Raw genomic sequence first — 17,439 nt, forward strand, 5'->3', positions numbered from 1 at the left:
CAAAATATAAGAATTCAGATAGCTAAAATGCGTTTGTTTGGGTTTGCGTCTAGACTTCCTTAAGAGCGATATACATGCGATGGAATGTATGATCGCATCGTATCTGATTTTCCTCACAGGGCATCTCTACATCATCCATCCAGCTTTGCTGTGCGGTAGTTCCATGGACATGCACAATGATGGATTTGTAAGGGAAGACATAGTCTCCATGTTGCTCCCAAATCAGCTCTATACCCTGACCCTCGCGCCTTACATGAAAGTAATCCACCCGAGATTCTTCATAGCCATCTCCAGCATCACTATAAAGTTTTGTGGTGCGGTTTTCATTCTGAGGTGAGTAGAGGTGGAGAGTTAATTCCTCCTTCTCGCTCATGGGGAGAATGCGACCTGCTTCTACCAGGAGGGGAATGTGCTCAATGGGGGCTTCCAGTTCTACGGTTGTGTTACCTTCCAGCAGGCGATCGTCCCAGAAGTGGTACCAGTGACCACTGGGAAGGATAACGGAGCGCGATCGCTGCCCATCCTCCGTAGCAGGGCACACCAGCAGAGCATCCCCTAACAAGAACTGGTCATCTACTGACCATAGTTTTGAATTACTGGAATCATTCCAGAAGACAGGACGTACAGGTGCCACCCCAGTCTGGGCCGTTTCCCAGGCGAGGGTATAGAAATAGGGCAACATGCGATAGCGTAGCCGCAGCGCTTCACGAATCAGGCTGACGGTAGGCTCGCCATACATCCAGGGAGTCCGGTGCTCAGCATTATTGGAAGAATGGGTACGGCAGAAGGTAAAGAAACAGGACATTTGGAACCACCGGAGATACAACTCGGGGCTAGGATTGCCCTGGAAACCTCCAATGTCACAGCCACTATAAGGAACACCTGATAGCCCCAAACCCATAACGATAGACATCGTGAGCTTCAAATTAGGCCAACATGCATAAACATCCCCGGTCCAGGTCCAGGAGTAGCGCTGTACACCGGCCCATCCAGCTCGGGTCACTAAAAAGGGACGATGGTTAGGGCGGTAATCCCGCAGGCTACTGAAGGCGGCTTGGGTTTGCATCATCCCATACACATTATGGGCTTCACGATGGTCGCCGCCGCGCCCTTCCATGTAGTGCCGGGTTGCCTTTGGAAGAGAGGGATCACCGCTGCCAGAAAAAACAGCCGGTTCATTCATGTCGTGCCAAAACCCAGCGACACCGACTTCTAACAAGTAGGCGTACTGGCGTGTCCACCAGCGGCGGACGCGCGGATGGGTGTAATCAGGAAAGACGGTCCAACCGGGCCATACAGGAGCAACGATCAGCTCACCATCGGGCGTGGTACAGAATGCTTCAAGGATCCGTCCCTGAAGGAATGCTGTGCCGTGGCGTTCGTACTTAATACCGGGATTGACAATGGTGATGAATTTGATATCGTGGGCCTGAAGTTCTTGCACAAACTGGCCGAGTTTTGGAAAGCGATCGGGGTCAATGGTGAAAGCCCGGAACCCTGTTTGCACTTCAATATCTAGATGGATAGCGCTGAGGGGCAGGTCATATTTCTCGAAGTTCCGGTAGGTTTCTCGGATGGCATCTTCGTTGCGGTAGCCCCAGCGAGATTGATGATAGCCCAGAGACCAGAGGGGCGGTAGGGGCGATCGCCCGGTCAGGTCGGTATACCGCTCAAGCAGTTCGGCTGGGCTACCACTGGAGATGTAGTAGCGCAGGCTACCACCCGTGAACTCAGCCTTGGCGGTGTCACTAAAGGTGATGGAACCTTCAAAGGAGTTTTCGTAGAACACCAGATAGCTGCCCAGGTCATTTAACCCCATGTAGATGGGAATGCAGAGATACATGGGGTCTTGCTCTGGCATGTACCGCCCAGCCGCATCATAGTTCCACATTCGGAATACTTTGGGCTGGTCGGTGTGCTGACCTTTGCGGGAGCCTTTCTCAATCTTCTCGCGAGCGGTTCGTAAGTTGAGTGGGAAGGCCCGTTCGCCCAGGCCGTAGACTGCTTCTTCGGGACGCAGGGAGGCTTCATCCGTGAGGGCGACTCCGGCTCGTACAGGAGGCAATGTATGGCGGAAAACCTGACCGTTGCCATCGTAAAATTGCAAGCTACCGTCTTGATTGACCTGAATTTTGGAGACAGCTCCCGTGTGAATGGGGGAGACTGACCATCCCCCTTCAGTATCTTGCAGGTTTACAGGCACGTCAGGCCATTCGGTGCGGGCGATCGCATAGGGCACAGGTAACAATCCTGGTTGCCACGTGACACGCACCAGATCCGCAGTCAGGAAATAAATTTCGAGCTCTGCTTCTTCGAAGTAAAACTTAGCTCCATTGGCAATGGGTTCTGCTTGATTGAGCTTGCCCGGAGTAACAGGTTGCCCAGGTGGGGGGCCAGGAAACATGGCTTCAATGCGATCGCGTTTCCACGAGTACATCATTCCAAGCGGTGCGTAGGTCGCATAGAATTGCAACCCCTGGGCGAATTTCCACCGTTGCCAGAGCCAGCGTTTAATACTCATGGTGCTGCGTTGATGCCGTGTTCAGCATTACGATGTCATGGTTAACGCAAAAACGGCCCCTCCCTTGCGTTGGGATTAGCTTGCTTTTACTCTCCTACTGAAGAGGGATTTAATATCGTGAAATCTAAACTTTAAACGCTGAGCAGCTTCATATAAAACGGTATTAGAATATTAGCCCTATCGTAAGGCATCACCCCTTAGTAGGTTTTAGAATGGCAGATTCGCTATTAGTTTTGAGAAGAGTTATAGCGGTAGTTGATTTTCTTAGAATCTGTAGGGACAAATAGCGATTCGTCCTTCTATAACGAACCCAAGCTTTTCCAAAACCTGCCATTCTAGCGATAGAAGCCGTGGGGATCAAAGCGTTGGTACAGGATTCTAGATAGCCACTGTTGAGGATTATCGTTCGGTCCCGCAGTCCTGGCTTAGGGCAACACCGCCCTTATCCCCTGCATGGGGAACCGCTGCCCGTCTTCCAGGCTCCCTCGAAAAAGAGGTTTTGCATGGATAATGTTAGGCCCCCTCGGCTTGCTTGGTTTCGGATCAGGCTTGTGTGCGTTTTTAGCGGGGTTACTCTGTCGTGAGCTCATGAGCGAAAGCTTTATAGTCTATGCCAATACAGCCTTCTAGAAAACCTGCATTCATGGCCCCGATAGTCATCACCTGAGCACTCATAAAGCCTACGCCTTAACTCTTACCTCCGTCCCCCCTGGCTCCTAACGCCCCTGCCCCCTCACCCCTTGCCCCCCTATCCATCCACCGATCCAACCTTATGACTGACCCAACCGAACTTAACTCAGCACTCACCGAGCGCCCACCCTCTACTGCGGAGCAGATGCCATCTTCGCAGTGGCCCTATGCAGCACCCAAGAAGCCTTTGGCAACACTGTTGTTAAAGGATAATGATTTGCTGTTTATCAGCGATAACCTGGGAAATTTACCACGGGAAGATGGGCGACCTAACGCCAGCCTGGGGCTATTTTGCCGTGATACTCGGTTCCTCAGTTACCTCGAATTGCAGATTGAGGGGCGATCGCCAACGTTGCTCAGCAGCAATGCAAATCAGGGATTTGCCCTCTCTGTGTCTTGCACGAATCCGTGGATTAACGATCAACTTCCTGTGGAAAGTATTTGGATTCAGCGGGATATGGTGTTGCAGGGTGGGCTGTTTGAAGAGATCACTCTGACGAATTACAGCATGCAGTCCGTGCAGTTCGAGTTAAGCCTGAGCCTGGATGCTGATTTTGTTGACCTGTTTGAAATTCGGGGCTGGCAGCGACAACGATGGGGAAAAATTCAGCGCTATCCGTGGCAAGAACAATCTTCAGCAGATGCACCCGAGTTGCGGTTGGCTTACCAGGGCATTGACCAGATCGAGATGGAGTCACGGATTCGATTTCTTCATCGTCCACCCGATCAATGTCAGGATTACACAGCTCGTTGGCACGTTAACTTGGCTCCCCATGAAACGGAGGTGTTGGGTTATTGGGTACAGCCATTAATCGCTGGTCAACCCGCATCTGCAACCAGTGGCCCGACGACCTTGAGTCAGGCGATCGCCGCCGAAGCGAAGGAGGAACAGGGATGGCGTGAGCGCATTACCCACATTCGCAGTGATAAGCCCATTATCAATACCATTCTGGAACAGGCCGAGAAGGACTTGTTTTTGCTGGGCCAAACCTTTGGTAAAGATAACAATACAGCGCTTTCTGCTGGGGTGCCCTGGTTTGCCGCGCTGTTTGGGCGGGATGCGTTGATTGCGGCTACGCAAACGCTCATGCTAGATCCGGAACTGGCCCGGCAAACCCTTACGGTGCTGGCTCAATATCAGGGGAAGAAGGTTGATCCCTGGCGGGAAGAGGAACCCGGCAAGATTCTGCATGAATTGCGTCTGGGAGAAATGGCCCGTTGTGGCGAAATTCCTCACACGCCTTACTATGGCACAGTGGATGCAACGCCCCTCTGGTTACTGCTCTACTGCAAGCACTACGCCTGGACAGGCGATCGCCAACTGCTCGACGACCTCTGGGACAATGCTCTGGCCGCTATGGAGTGGATCGATCGCAGCAGCGCAGCCACAGGTTATCTCACCTATCAGTGTCTATCCCCGAAAGGCGTGCTGAATCAGGGTTGGAAGGACACCGAAAAAAGTATGGTGGATCGCCATGGGAACCTGGCTAAGGGAGCGATCGCCCTCTCAGAAGTGCAAGGGTATGTGTATGCGGCTCGCATGCAGATGGCCGCGATCGCCAGCCTAAAGCAACGCCCAGATCTGGCCGAACGTTGGCAACAAGCAGCTCAGGATTTGAAACAGCGGTTTACCCAAGACTTCTGGATGCCCGATCAGCGCTACATTGCCCTGGCTCTAGATGGTGAAGGCCGTCCTGTAGATAGCATCACCTCCAATCCTGGCCATTGCCTGGGGTTAGGGATTCTCCAACCTGAACAGGCTTTGGCCGTGGCTGAACGTCTGCAAGCTCCCGATATGTTTAGCGGATGGGGCATTCGTACCCTCAGTAGTGAGTCCCCAGCTTATAATCCCATGGGCTACCATCTTGGTTCCGTGTGGCCCCATGACAATGGTATTATTGCCACCGGGTTGCGAACGATTGGTCGTACTGAGCAGGCGTTGGCGATCGCCCAGGGCATTTTAGACATGACAGCCCGCCAACGCTATTACCGTCCCCCCGAGCTGTTGTGCGGTACGGAACGCACACCCACAACTAGCCCAGTGGCCTACCCGGTAGCCTGCTCACCTCAGGCCTGGTCTACAGGCTGCCTGTTCCAATTGCTACAGGTCATGGTCAATCTTCAACCCGATGCTCCCAATGGCATGCTGCGTATCGTGCGGCCCTCGCTGCCTCCGTCAATTCAGTACCTCTCTGTCAACAACCTCCATATTGGCCAAACTCGGCTGGATTTGGAATTTGAGCAATTGCATGATCAAACTGCTTGCCGAGTCGTGAGGCGAGATGGGGATCTGCAAGTTGTGATTGAGGTGTAATTTTACTTATGCCCAAACGGAAGAGAGGTGGGGCGAAACCCCACCTCTCTTCCGTTTGGGCATATGCTGTTTATGACATCTATAGGACAGGTTATTTCTTGAAAAGCAGCGCTCCGTGAGGCTTTTTAAGAAATAACCCTTCTGGTTCTAAGCACGTAATGCCATATTCTGAACCAAGCCCTGGTTTTAGAAAGATGGAAGATGCAAGTTATAGTTACTCAACCGGATTTGATGTAAAAGCAAATGGTAGGGGTTCTCGATTTATAATTTGCTCAACTAGCAGACAACCTTTTCTTGCGCCCGTCAAAACAAACAATACAGCCAGGTGTTTCTGGTTTCGGTTGAAGTTACCCCTGTATCAATCGGAGCGGCAGAGTGATGCCAGAACGACCCTCTCTCACCATTGATCTCACCCAATCTAGCGAACTGCTACAACTGGTTCCTCGCCCTCCCCTTCTGACTAGCCAACAAGCAGAATGGAAGAATATTCTCGTTCAGCATCACCAGCAACCACCCTGGGAAATGCCAGAAAATACGGTAAATCAGCATGTTGTTGTCGTTCATCACAAAGTCGGTTCCCGTCTCCAGGTGAACCGAACGATGAATGCCATCAAGCGACAGGAATACATGCGCAATGGTAGCTGTGTCATCGTTCCAGCAGCGGTTCCCCATGAAAGCAGTTGGGGCCATGAAGCCGAATTTACCTTACTGATTTTCGAGCCGGCTTATCTTGCTCAACTGGCTTATGAAACATTGGAGGGCGATCGCATCGAACTCATTCCTCAATTTGCCCGCATCGACCCCATAATCGCCAGTGTAGGTTCAGCCCTTAAAGCAGAGCTAGAAAGCGACAGCATAAGAGGACGGCTTTATGCAGAATCTGCTGCGGTCTTCCTGGCAACCCACCTATTGCATCATTATTGCTCCCGCACACACCCCATCAAAGTAACAGCAAAAGGATTACCCAAATACAAGCTTCAGCAAGCGATCGCCTATATTGAGGCACACTTAGGTGAAGAAATTTCTTTGGAAGCGATCGCCAATCACCTGAATATGAGCCAGTATTACTTCTGTCATCTATTCAAAAAATCAATGGGAGTATCACCCTATCAATACGTGTTACAACAACGGATTAATAAAGCAAAGCATTTATTGAAACACCAAAAATCAGTGATTACTGACGTAGCATTAGAATGTGGATTTGCCAATCAAACTCACTTCACAAAACACTTCCGTAAGCTAACAGGTATTACACCCAGAAGCTACAGAGAACAGTATAGTTTTACTCATTTTGGCTAATAAAGAGTGATACAGCGCAAAGCGCTGTACCACTCTTTATGGTGATCAGATAAACGAATCTTACGATACTCCTGCCGCAGGTGCATCAATCAACACATTGGGTATGTATCCAGATGGTTTGAGCCCGACGGGTTTGGCCCCATGAATCATAGCTTGATGACCTGCTTCGAAGAAACTATAGGGGAACTGAGGATCTGGACGACCCACCGTTTCCAGGCGATCGCTTAACTCTGTGGGCAACTCAAAATCCAATGCTTTGAGGTTATCTTCTAACTGCGATAGTTTTGTTGCCCCAACAATGACAGATCCGACACCGGGTCGTGTTGCAGTCCAATTTACAGCAATCTGCGCCATGCTACGGCCTAGCTCTTTTGCCACGGCCTCTAGTTCTGCAACAATTTTCCAGTTGCGATCGCTAAACTTTTGAAACGCTGTGTTCTGGCTATCCTTCATCACGTCGAGGCGTCCCTCGGCATTTAACACCCCTTCACTGGGGCGGTACTTACCGCTCAAAAGCCCACCCGCTAATGGGCTCCACACCATTACTCCCATCCCCAATTCCACTCCCAGGGGAACAAATTCCTTCTCAATATTGCGCTCTACCAGGGAGTATTCCAGTTGCAATGCGCTGATGGGCTCGTAACCACGCCATTCTGCCAGAGTTTGTGCCCGTGCTGCATACCAGGCCGGGGTATCACTCAAACCGATATAGCGAACTTTACCCGATCGCACCAAATCATCCAGAGTTCGCATCACTTCCTCAACAGGCGTAATACTATCCCAGGTATGCAAAAAATAGAGATCAATATAATCCGTTCCCAATCGCTTTAATGAACCTTCTACCGCACGCATAATGTTCTTGCGGCCATTTCCTCCAGCGTTGGGATTACTAGGGTCTGCGTTGTAGGTGAACTTGGTGGCAATAACCATGCGATCGCGTAAGTTACGTTCTCCAATAAACTTGCCGGTCCACAATTCGCTGGTTCCATTGGTGTATAAATCGGCAGTATCAACAAAGTTACCTCCCGCATCCACATAGGTGTTGAACATCTGGCGGGCCGTGTCCTCATCTGATCCCCATCCCCATTCAGTACCAAAGGTCATCGTGCCGAGAGAAAGACGGCTAACGCGCAGACCCGAGCGCCCGAGAGTGTAGTAAGCATCGAGAGCCATAACCTGTTGCTCCTTAAGATTGTTCAGTTGTTAATTCTTGAACGTCCTGAATGGGACTGGCATTTGGATTCCAGATAAAGAGAAACTTTAGCCCCACATCGGAAACCGACGTCGTAACCGCACTAGGACAAACATTAGCAAGGGGTTCAAGGATTATGCAGTTCTTCTTTACAATAGTTTTAGGGGCGCGGAGCATACATCATGATGTAAACTCCAAGCAAACAAATGAAGCCACCCAACACATCAAAGTGATCAGGCTTTACACCATCAATACGCCATCCCCATAGAATAGAAAGCACGATAAATACGCCTCCATAAGCGGCGTAGATGCGCCCGAAATGAGTCGATTGTAATGTCGGAATAATGCCATAGAGGAAAAGCAGCACCCCTCCTATCAGGGCATAGCGCAAGTCTCGGGCTTCCTTGATCCACAACCAAATCAAATAGCCGCCTCCAATTTCACATAACCCAGCCAGGACGAAATAAATCAATGAATTAACCAGGGTCATTCAATTTCTACCCGTGAATGGCTCGACAATGCCACGCATCTTACCAGCCACGAATTACGAGCACAAACCCAGTTCAGGAGGAAGGCCACTTGCGATCGCTTCCCCAGATGGCACGCACCTGAACGGGCATCTCAGGCCCTCTCTCTAAAGACAGATTCTCGATTACGACTTATTAGGTAATGATGCAATATGACGAACGTCATAGTCATACAATCCTATGGTATTGGCTCCCAAAAGCGCATCCAAAGAAGCAGTGGTATTAAAACAACCTGAAGTAAGCAACCTGGTTCGTGAACTGCGTCAACTCATGCAACTGACCCAGGTGCAGCTAGCCGCTGAGCTTGGTGTTGCCTACGAAACGATTAACCGCTGGGAAAACGGGCACATGCAGCCGTCTGCCCTGGCTTTAAAACAGCTTCGTACTGTAATTAATCAGCTCAGCACCTCCCCCTCGGAATCCCTAAAGGATGGCAGTCAAGCCCTGCTACAAAAATATTTTGGTGGAAAAGATTTCACCCAAAAGGACACTACAGCACTGCACTCAATTACAGAAAAATCGACCTGAACCAGAATCCGCTCAATCGGCAGAGATTGTAACCGTCATCGTTTGGGATTAACAGAGCGGAGACACGTAACGTATGATTCAGCATCGTCAAGCATCGGATCAGCGATTTGCAGGAGATAGCACCATAGCCACAGAGATACGATCGCACAATTGGTCACAAACCTCTCTGGGTTCGATCGAAGCTTGGCCTCCGAGTCTCAAAACTACCCTCAATATTCTGTTTCATACCCCTTATCCCATGTTTTTGGCCTGGGGGAGCGATCGCATTCTCTTCTATAACGATGCCTGCTCCTCTTTATTAGGTCAGGGACAAGGCCCACAGTCCTTAAGTCAGCCCATAAACGACACAGATGGGATATGGCCTATGGTCTCCTCTATGGTTGAACAAGTCTTCGCAACCGGGCAATCGGTGCAACGCAATCAACGACTCCCTGCCAGGCTAGACCATAATACGGAGACACCCATTTACACCTGGTTCTACAATCCTCTCTGGGACAGTGATGGGCAAATCAGTGGGGTATTTGCGACAGGAATTCAGGGGACTGCTTCAAGCGAAGGCCAGTCTTTCCGCGTTAACAATGATCTTGTCGAGCCGCAAGTTGAGGAGGGCTGCATACCCGCAATTCTCGGAGAGCATGAAGACTTTCGTGACGTGTTCACGGTGACCAGTGTTGGCATGGCCCAAGCGGATATTAAAACCCGTCAACTACTCCATGTTAATGCAGCCTTCTGTAGCATTACTGGATACACCGAAGCTGAGTTGCTCGAACTTCGGGTGGATGATATTGCTCACCCCGACGAACGTGAAGGCGATCGCCAACGATTCGCTCGTTTGCTTTCAGGAGAAACAACAACCTACCAGGCAGAAAAACGTTATTTGCATAAGGATGGCAGCATCATATGGGTACTGGTAACCGGTAATGTGGCCGTTGATGCGAATGGGCGATCCTTACTGATAGCCGTTATTCAGGACATTACAGAGCGTAAACAGGCCGAGGACGACTTGCGCAAGAGCGAGGAACGATTTCGCCGAGTAACTCAGGCTGTTGATGGGCTTATTTTTGATTGGAACTTGCAGACCAACGAAGTCTATCGCTCGGAAAAGTTATACACCCTGATTGGCGTTGAGCCAGAAAACGCTCCGCCAGAGGCAAGCTGGTGGCATGAGCGGATTCATCCCGATGATGTGAGCCGTCTACAACCACGCATACACGAGCTGCTCATCAGTGCCGAACAACTTTATCAAACCGAGTACCGGGTTCGCCACGAAGATGGGCATTGGGTAGATGTATGGGAGCAATCCTGTTTAATTCGTGATGAACAGGGGCAGGTCATTCGCATCGTTGGTTGTACGGTTGATATTAGTGATCGCAAGCGTGCTGAGTATGAACGTAGTCAAGCGGATGCTGCTCTACGGAAAGGGGAAGAACGACTGCAAACAGCTTTAGAGGGTTCAAGTGGTGGATTATGGGATTGGAACATTACTACCAATGAAACCTATCTGAGCCCTCGTTGGTTAGAGATGCTGGGGTATCAGGAAGGTGACTTGCAGCAACATGCCCACACATGGGAGCACATGATCCATCCTGATGATAAAGCATGGGTTATGGAACGCACGGAAGCCCATCTCCAGGATGGCTCTGTACCCTACAAGTTTGAATATCGGCTGTTGTGTAAAACCGGGGAGTGGAAATGGATTGCCACTTATGGAAAAGTCGTTTTGCGAGATGCAAAAGGTAATCCATTGCGAATGGCAGGAATCCATCATGATATTAGCGATCGCAAAGTCAAAGAATTAGCCTTACAACGCAGTGAAGAGCGATTTCGGATTAGCCAGGAACTCTCGCTAGATGCATTTACAACCATGGATTGTGTGCGAGATGAGAACGGGGCGATCCTTGATTTTGCCTGGACTTATGTCAATCCTAAAGCAGCAGAAATTCTTCAGAAGCCAGCCGAGGCCTTGGTGGGACAGCACTTGCTAGACGTGTTCCCAGTCAATCGGTTCAACAGCGAACTGTTTGAACGTTATGTGCGCGTCGTCGAAACAGGAGAATCCCACGATATTGAACTCCAGTATGAGGTGAACGGAATTATAGGTTGGTTCCGCAACATGGCAGTAAAGCTTGAAGATGGCCTTGCGGTTTCCTTTAGCGATATCACAGCCCGCAAGCAGGCTGAAGCCGAGCGAGAGCATTTACTACAAGACCTGGCAACAGAGCAGGCTCGATTTGAGGCTGTGCTGCGGCAGATGCCTGCGGGTGTGATAATTGCTCAATCACCCTCGGGTCAACTAATCTTAGGAAATGAACAGGCCGAACAAATCTGGCGACATCCGCTTCTTCTCGCCGATGGGATTAACGAATACCGTGAGTATCGAGGTTTCCATGCCGATGGTCGGCCTTATGAGTCCGAAGAATGGCCATTAGCACGCTCATTAATGGCCGGTGAAGTTGTCACCCAAGAGGAAATTCGATTTTTACGGGGAGATGACACGGAAGGGGTCATGGAAGTCAGTTCAACTCCCATTTACGATCGGCAGGGCCAAATTATCTCGGGAGTTGTGGTCTTTCAAGATATTAGCGATCGCAAACGCATCGAAGAAGCCCTGAGGACGAGTGAAGAACGCTTGAGGTTCGCCATAGAGGGGGCTGACCTGGGTACGTGGGAATATGAGCTGGGAACCCGGAAAATTATCTGGTCTGAGCAATCCAAAATGATGTTTGGGTTCCCGCTTGATGCCGAGGTGGATTATGACAGCTTCATTCAGGCCATCCACGCAGACGATCGCGATCGCATTCATACAGCGGTTGAACAGACACTTGCCCAGCAAGATATTTATGACGCTGAGATGCGCACCGTTTGGGCTGACGGCTCCGTTCACTGGTTACGATCCATTGGCCGGGCGCGTTATGACCACCATGGGGTAGCAACCGACATGATTGGAGTGGTATTAGACATTACCAACCGCAAACAAGCCGAGTTGGAGCGTGAACACCTGCTGGCGCGTGAGCAACAATATGTCAGCCAGTTGCAGGGTTTGACGGCTGCGGCCCTGGCGATCAATTCGGCTCTGTCTGTTGAAGAAGTGTTGCAAGTGATTACCGATCAGGCCGCATTCATCATTGGGGCGCACCAATCAGTTATCAGCATGACCTTGAATCAGAACTGGGCGCAAGCTGTCAGTGCTGTCTACTTATCCGATAAGTATGCTCAGTGGCGAGACTATAACACCAAACCAGATGGGTCAGGTATTTATGCCTGTGTGTGTCACATGAATCATCCGATGCGGATGACCCAGGCTGAATTGGAAGCCCATCCCCACTGGAAAGGGTTTGGAGCAGAAGCTAACCATCATCCCCCCATGTGGGGCTGGTTAGCGGCTCCTTTAAAGGGACGCGATGGCAAAAACATTGGATTGATTCAGCTTTCTGACAAGTTTGAGGGCGAGTTTACCGAAGCAGATGAGGCTATTCTGGTACAACTGGCGCAACTGGCATCGGTTGCCATTGAAAATGCGCAGCTTTATGAAGCAGAGCAGCAGGCCCGAGCCCTGGCTGAGGTCGCCCGGGAGGAAGCCCAATCAGCTAATCGGTTGAAGGATGAATTTTTGGCGGTGCTGTCCCATGAGTTGCGATCGCCCCTCAACCCCATTCTGGGCTGGTCAAAGCTGCTGCAAACAGGCCAGTTTGATGAGCAGGGCACACTACAGGCTTTACAAACGATTGAGCGCAACGCCAAGCTGCAAACTCAATTGATTGAAGATTTACTCGATGTGTCGCGTATTTTACAAGGCAAAATGGCGCTCACCACCTGTCCGGTAAATCTCGTTTCCGTCGTGGAATCTGCGATGGAAACCGTGAGGTTAGCGGCCAAAACGAAAGCGATTGATCTGCAATGGGCTTTTGGTGATGTTGGCTCTGAGCCAAATCAGCAAAAGCCCATTGCTAAAACGCAATATTCCCAATACACGGTATTAGGGGATTCCGTACGGTTACAGCAAATTGTGTGGAATTTACTCTCTAATGCCGTTAAATTTACTCCCGGAGGTGGCCATGTAGACGTGAAATTGGAAGTGGCTATGGGTAGCTATGCCCAAATTACGGTTTCTGATACCGGCAAAGGAATCAAGCCAGAATTTCTCCCCTATGTGTTTGACTACTTCCGGCAGGAGGATGGGACGACAACTCGCAAGTTCGGTGGCCTGGGGTTGGGGCTGGCGATCGTGCGGTACCTGACCGAACTCCACGGCGGCACCATTCAGGTGGAAAGTGCTGGCGAAGGGCAGGGGGCAGTATTCACCGTACGCTTTCCGCTCCTCCACGGGGCTGTCGAATCAGGTAAGGCGATCGCCCCCAGTTCCTCACTCAACAATTTCAGCCATCTCAGCATCTTAGCGGTAGATGATGAGGCCGATATGCGCGATCTGGTGCAGGTTATTCTGGAACAACAGAATGTACACATACGGTTGGCAGCCTCTGCAACAGAAGCTCTGGCCATGTTTGACGAGCAACAACCTGACATTCTCATCAGTGATATTGGGATGCCTGAGATGGATGGTTACCAGCTCATACAGACAATCCGTCAGCGATCGCCCAAACAGGGAGGTCTCGTTCCCGCTATTGCTCTCACCGCCTATGCGGGAGAGTACAACCAACAACGAGCCCTTAATGCAGGGTTTCAACAACACGTGTCGAAACCGATTGAGCCAGAAGAATTGATAACCGCGATCGCAGAATTGGTAAATCCGGGACGAGAATTGACATGAGCTGTACAGATGCAAGCCTGCCAGGCAACGAGCATAGCATTCTAGAGCATCTGACCGATGGTGTGGCCGTTCTTGACAGTGAATGGGTTTTAACCTACCTCAACCGACAGCAGGCAGAGTGGTTTGGAGTGCCTAAAGCAGACGCGCTTGGCAAACCAATCTGGGAAATCGACCCAGCCTGGAATTGTTCTGAGGTTCGACAACCATTACAGCAAGCCATGACCACCCAAACCCCACTCCAGTTGGAGTATGTTTGCCCAAAGCGGCAGAACTGGTTTGAGCTACGGGTTTCCCCGACCGGCACAGGTCTAACAATCCTCGCGATCGACATTACTTCACGCAAGCAAGCAGAAGCTGGGTTACGCGATAGCCAGTCTCGGTTCCTAGCATTCATGAACCATAGCCCTGTTTCGGCCTGGATTGTGGGTGAATCAGGGCACCTGCTATATCTCAATTCCACCTACTTAGAGACTTTCTACTTTGATGAAGATGTGACCGGAAAACATATTTCCGAAATCTTTGAGCCAGAAATAGCTCAACAGTTTCTCAAAAATAATCAGCAGGTTTTTGAAACCGGGCAAGCTCTTCAAACCATTGAACATACCCTTAGCCCAGATGGCAGTATTCGCAGTTTTTTGGTGTGTAAATTTCCGATTTTTCATGAATCTGGGGAGAAGCTTCTGGGGGGAGTTGCCGTCGATATTTCTGAGCAGAAACGCACCGAAGCAGCACTGCGAGAAAGTGAGCACCAGCTGAGACTGGCGCTGCGTACAGCAAAACTGGGTTCCTGGCAGTATGACTTAACCACCAATACCCTCACCTGTTCTGAGCAATGTAAAGCCAACGTTGGGTTGCCTGCGGACGCTGAATTTACCCATGAAATTCTGTTTACCGCATTGCACCCTGAGGATCGCGATCGCGTTCAAGCTGCCATTCACCGATCCATTACAGAACATACCGATTATGAAGTGGAAGAACGCTGTTTCCACCCAGATGGGAGTTTACATTGGCTTATTGCTCGGGGCGGATTGATCTTCGACGACGAAGGTAACCCAAGCCGTCTTGTTGGCGTGACGCTCGATATTACCGAGCGCAAACAGTTTGAAGAATCACTCAAGGCAGCCAATCAAAGAGTTTCTAACATTCTTGAAAGTATCACGGATGCGTTCATTGCCTTTGACCCGGAGTGGCATTACACCTATGTCAATCAGGAAGCCGCAAAGCTGTTGGGCAGACCGGTCGAAGAGTTGTTAGGCAAGAAATGGCAAGATGTCTTTCCGGAGCTGGCTGAAAGCAGGACGCTTTTTAGCCAGCAGATGGAGAAAGTCATGGTCGAACGTGCCACAGTTCATTTTGAAGGGTTTTCTCCAGTGATGAATCGCTGGGTAGAAGCTTCGATTTTTCCAGCAACCCCCGGCATCTCGGTGTTCTTTCGTGACATTAGCCAGCGCAAACAGGAGGAACGGCGCAAGGCATTGCAATACAGCATCTCCCAAATTCTTGCCGAGGCGACAACGCTGGTGGATGTGGTACCCGCTCTATTGCAAAGCATGTGCCAGGCGTTAGGGTGGCAAGTGGGTTTAATTTGGAGAACCGATCGCACAGACTCCATCTTGCATTTCACCAATAGTTGGACTGAATCAACCATAACTCAGCGATTCATCGAGGCCAGCCAGCGTATCACATTTATTCCTGGAACCGGATTACCTGGGCAAATTTGGCGCGATCGCCAGCCCCGTTGGATTGAGGATTTGACGCAGGATACAAATTTTCTGAGAGGGAAGGCGGCATCCGAAGCTGGGCTGAAGGCCGGATTTGCCTTCCCCATTTTGCTGGGGGATGATTTTTTTGGGGTTATTGAGTGTTTTAGCGATCGCATCCAATCCCCTGATGCAGACCTACTTCAGTTGATGGCAGCCATTGGCAGACAAATTGGGCAATTTATGGAACGCAAGCAAACGGAGGCAGCGTTACGGGAAAGCGAGGAGTTATTCCAGAGTTTTATGAGCCATAGCCCAGTCGCCGCTTACATCAAAGATGAATCTGGACGATATGTTTATGTCAACACTTTAATTGAGCAGTTGTTTGATCGCCCGGCAACAGAATTGATAGGCCATACCGATGCAGACTGGTTTCCCGCCGAGGCGATCGAGCAGATTCGTGCCCACGATGCAGCGGTGCTAGCTAAAAATGAAGCCCTACAAATTCTGGAGACTGTACCCTTTAGTGACCAGGTGCGTCACTTTATGGCCTTTAAATTTCCCCTACAGGACGCCTCAGGGAGACGGCTTCTAGGGGGAGTGTCAGCGGATATTACCGATCGCGTTCAGGCGGAGGAGGAACGCGAGCGATTACTGGCCCGCGAAAAAGCAGCCCGAGAACAAGCGGAATCGGCCAATCGCATTAAGGATGAATTTCTGGCTGTGCTTTCCCATGAGTTGCGATCGCCCCTCAACCCTATTCTGGGATGGTCGAAGCTGCTTCAGCAAGGCACGTTGGACGCGCAAACTCATCGCCGTGCGCTTGAGACAATCGAGCGCAATGCCAGGCTGCAAACTCAGTTAATTGATGATCTCCTGGATGTCTCACGAATTTTGCAGGGCAAGCTGAGCTTGAGCACCTGTTCTGTTAACTTAGTGGGTGTGGTTGAAGCGGCCATCGAAACAGTACGGTTGGCCGCAGAAGCTAAACACATTCAGATTCATACCGATATAGCTCTTGAAGATGGCCGCGTATTAGGGGATGCGACTCGTTTGCAACAAATTGTCTGGAACTTACTCTCGAATGCCGTTAAATTCACTCCAGAAGGTGGCCGTGTCAATGTGAGCGTAGAAAAAGTAACGGGTCAGTCATCATCGGTTGCGAATCAATCCTCTGGCTCACTCCCCCACTACGTTCAAATTAGGGTTTCGGATACAGGCAAGGGCATCAATCCCACTTTTTTGCCTTATGTATTTGATTACTTCCGTCAGGAAGACGGCAAAACGACGCGCCAGTTTGGAGGGTTGGGACTAGGGCTGGCGATCGCCCGTCATCTCACTGAATTACACGGAGGGAAGGTCGATGTGGAGAGCCCTGGAGAAAGCCAGGGGTCAACATTTACCGTTCAATTGCCCGTGATGTCGCTAGCATCCACTTCTACGGATACAGTCTCTGGTCATCCACAATCCATTGATTTAAGTGAACTCAGAATTTTAGTCGTGGATGACGATGAGGATATGCGAGCATTAACGCAAGTTATCCTGGAACAGCAAGGAGCACAGGTTTCCCTTGCGGCCTCTGCGGCTGAAGTATTGCAGCTATTCGATCATCATCCGCCTGACATCTTTATTAGCGATATTGGCATGCCAGAGGTCGATGGTTATATGTTAATGCGACAAATTCGGAATCGAGCGCCAGATCAAGGGGGGCTTGTCCCGGCGATCGCCCTCACGGCCTACGCCGGAGAACATGATCAACAACTATCACTGAAGGTTGGATTTCAACAGCATGTGGCAAAACCAGTGGAACCGGAGGAGTTGGTGAGAGCGATCGCCACTTTAGTGCGGCGTTCTTAACGCCAATGATGCCAGCCTTGCTTCCCATGACCGTCATCTTGTG

At 50.5% G+C, this 17,439-nt stretch carries 8 protein-coding genes; 5 read left to right on the plus strand and 3 right to left on the minus strand.

Annotation, left to right across the window (positions count from 1 at the left end):
* Positions 1-49 precede the first annotated feature (49 nt).
* A complete protein-coding gene (locus H6F91_RS04275) occupies positions 50-2,521 on the minus strand; it encodes a glycoside hydrolase family 31 protein (RefSeq protein ID WP_190775791.1) in 2,472 nt (823 codons plus the stop codon).
* 772 nt (positions 2,522-3,293) lie between these two features.
* Here H6F91_RS04275 and H6F91_RS04280 point away from each other — a divergent pair.
* Together H6F91_RS04280 and H6F91_RS04285 are read left to right on the plus strand one after the other, a co-directional pair.
* A complete protein-coding gene (locus H6F91_RS04280) occupies positions 3,294-5,525 on the plus strand; it encodes an amylo-alpha-1,6-glucosidase (protein ID WP_190775792.1) in 2,232 nt (743 codons plus the stop codon).
* A 378-nt stretch (positions 5,526-5,903) separates the two neighbouring features.
* Positions 5,904-6,824, plus strand: a complete 921-nt coding sequence (locus tag H6F91_RS04285) for an AraC family transcriptional regulator (protein ID WP_190775793.1) — start codon at positions 5,904-5,906, stop codon at positions 6,822-6,824.
* Between the two features lie 60 nt (positions 6,825-6,884).
* On the opposite strand, the gene H6F91_RS04290 is transcribed toward H6F91_RS04285, so the two are convergent.
* Both H6F91_RS04290 and H6F91_RS04295 read right to left on the minus strand, forming a co-directional pair.
* On the minus strand, positions 6,885-7,997 hold the full coding sequence (locus H6F91_RS04290) for an aldo/keto reductase (RefSeq protein ID WP_190775794.1): 1,113 nt from the start codon (positions 7,995-7,997) through the stop codon (positions 6,885-6,887).
* A 179-nt stretch (positions 7,998-8,176) separates the two neighbouring features.
* Complete coding sequence (locus H6F91_RS04295; RefSeq protein ID WP_190775795.1) at positions 8,177-8,506, minus strand: YnfA family protein; 330 nt, start codon at positions 8,504-8,506, stop codon at positions 8,177-8,179.
* A 217-nt stretch (positions 8,507-8,723) separates the two neighbouring features.
* Here H6F91_RS04295 and H6F91_RS04300 point away from each other — a divergent pair, with 217 nt between their 5' ends.
* The 3 genes from H6F91_RS04300 to H6F91_RS04310 all read left to right on the plus strand — a co-directional run bounded on the left by H6F91_RS04300 (position 8,724) and on the right by H6F91_RS04310 (position 17,396).
* Positions 8,724-9,071: a helix-turn-helix domain-containing protein gene (locus tag H6F91_RS04300; RefSeq protein ID WP_190775796.1), complete on the plus strand. Its 348-nt coding sequence runs from the start codon at positions 8,724-8,726 to the stop codon at positions 9,069-9,071.
* Between the two features lie 73 nt (positions 9,072-9,144).
* Entirely contained in the window at positions 9,145-13,839 is a 4,695-nt protein-coding gene (locus tag H6F91_RS04305; protein WP_190789236.1) for a PAS domain-containing protein, read from the plus strand.
* The gene (locus H6F91_RS04310; RefSeq protein WP_190775798.1) at positions 13,836-17,396 is read left to right on the plus strand and encodes a PAS domain-containing protein; all 3,561 of its coding nucleotides are present in this window, start codon (positions 13,836-13,838) and stop codon (positions 17,394-17,396) included. The genes H6F91_RS04305 and H6F91_RS04310 overlap by 4 nt, the downstream gene beginning before the upstream one ends.
* Positions 17,397-17,439: the final 43 nt, after the last annotated feature.

The organism is Leptolyngbya sp. FACHB-8, from assembly GCF_014695575.1.
GTDB lineage: Bacteria > Cyanobacteriota > Cyanobacteriia > Elainellales > Elainellaceae > Vacuolonema.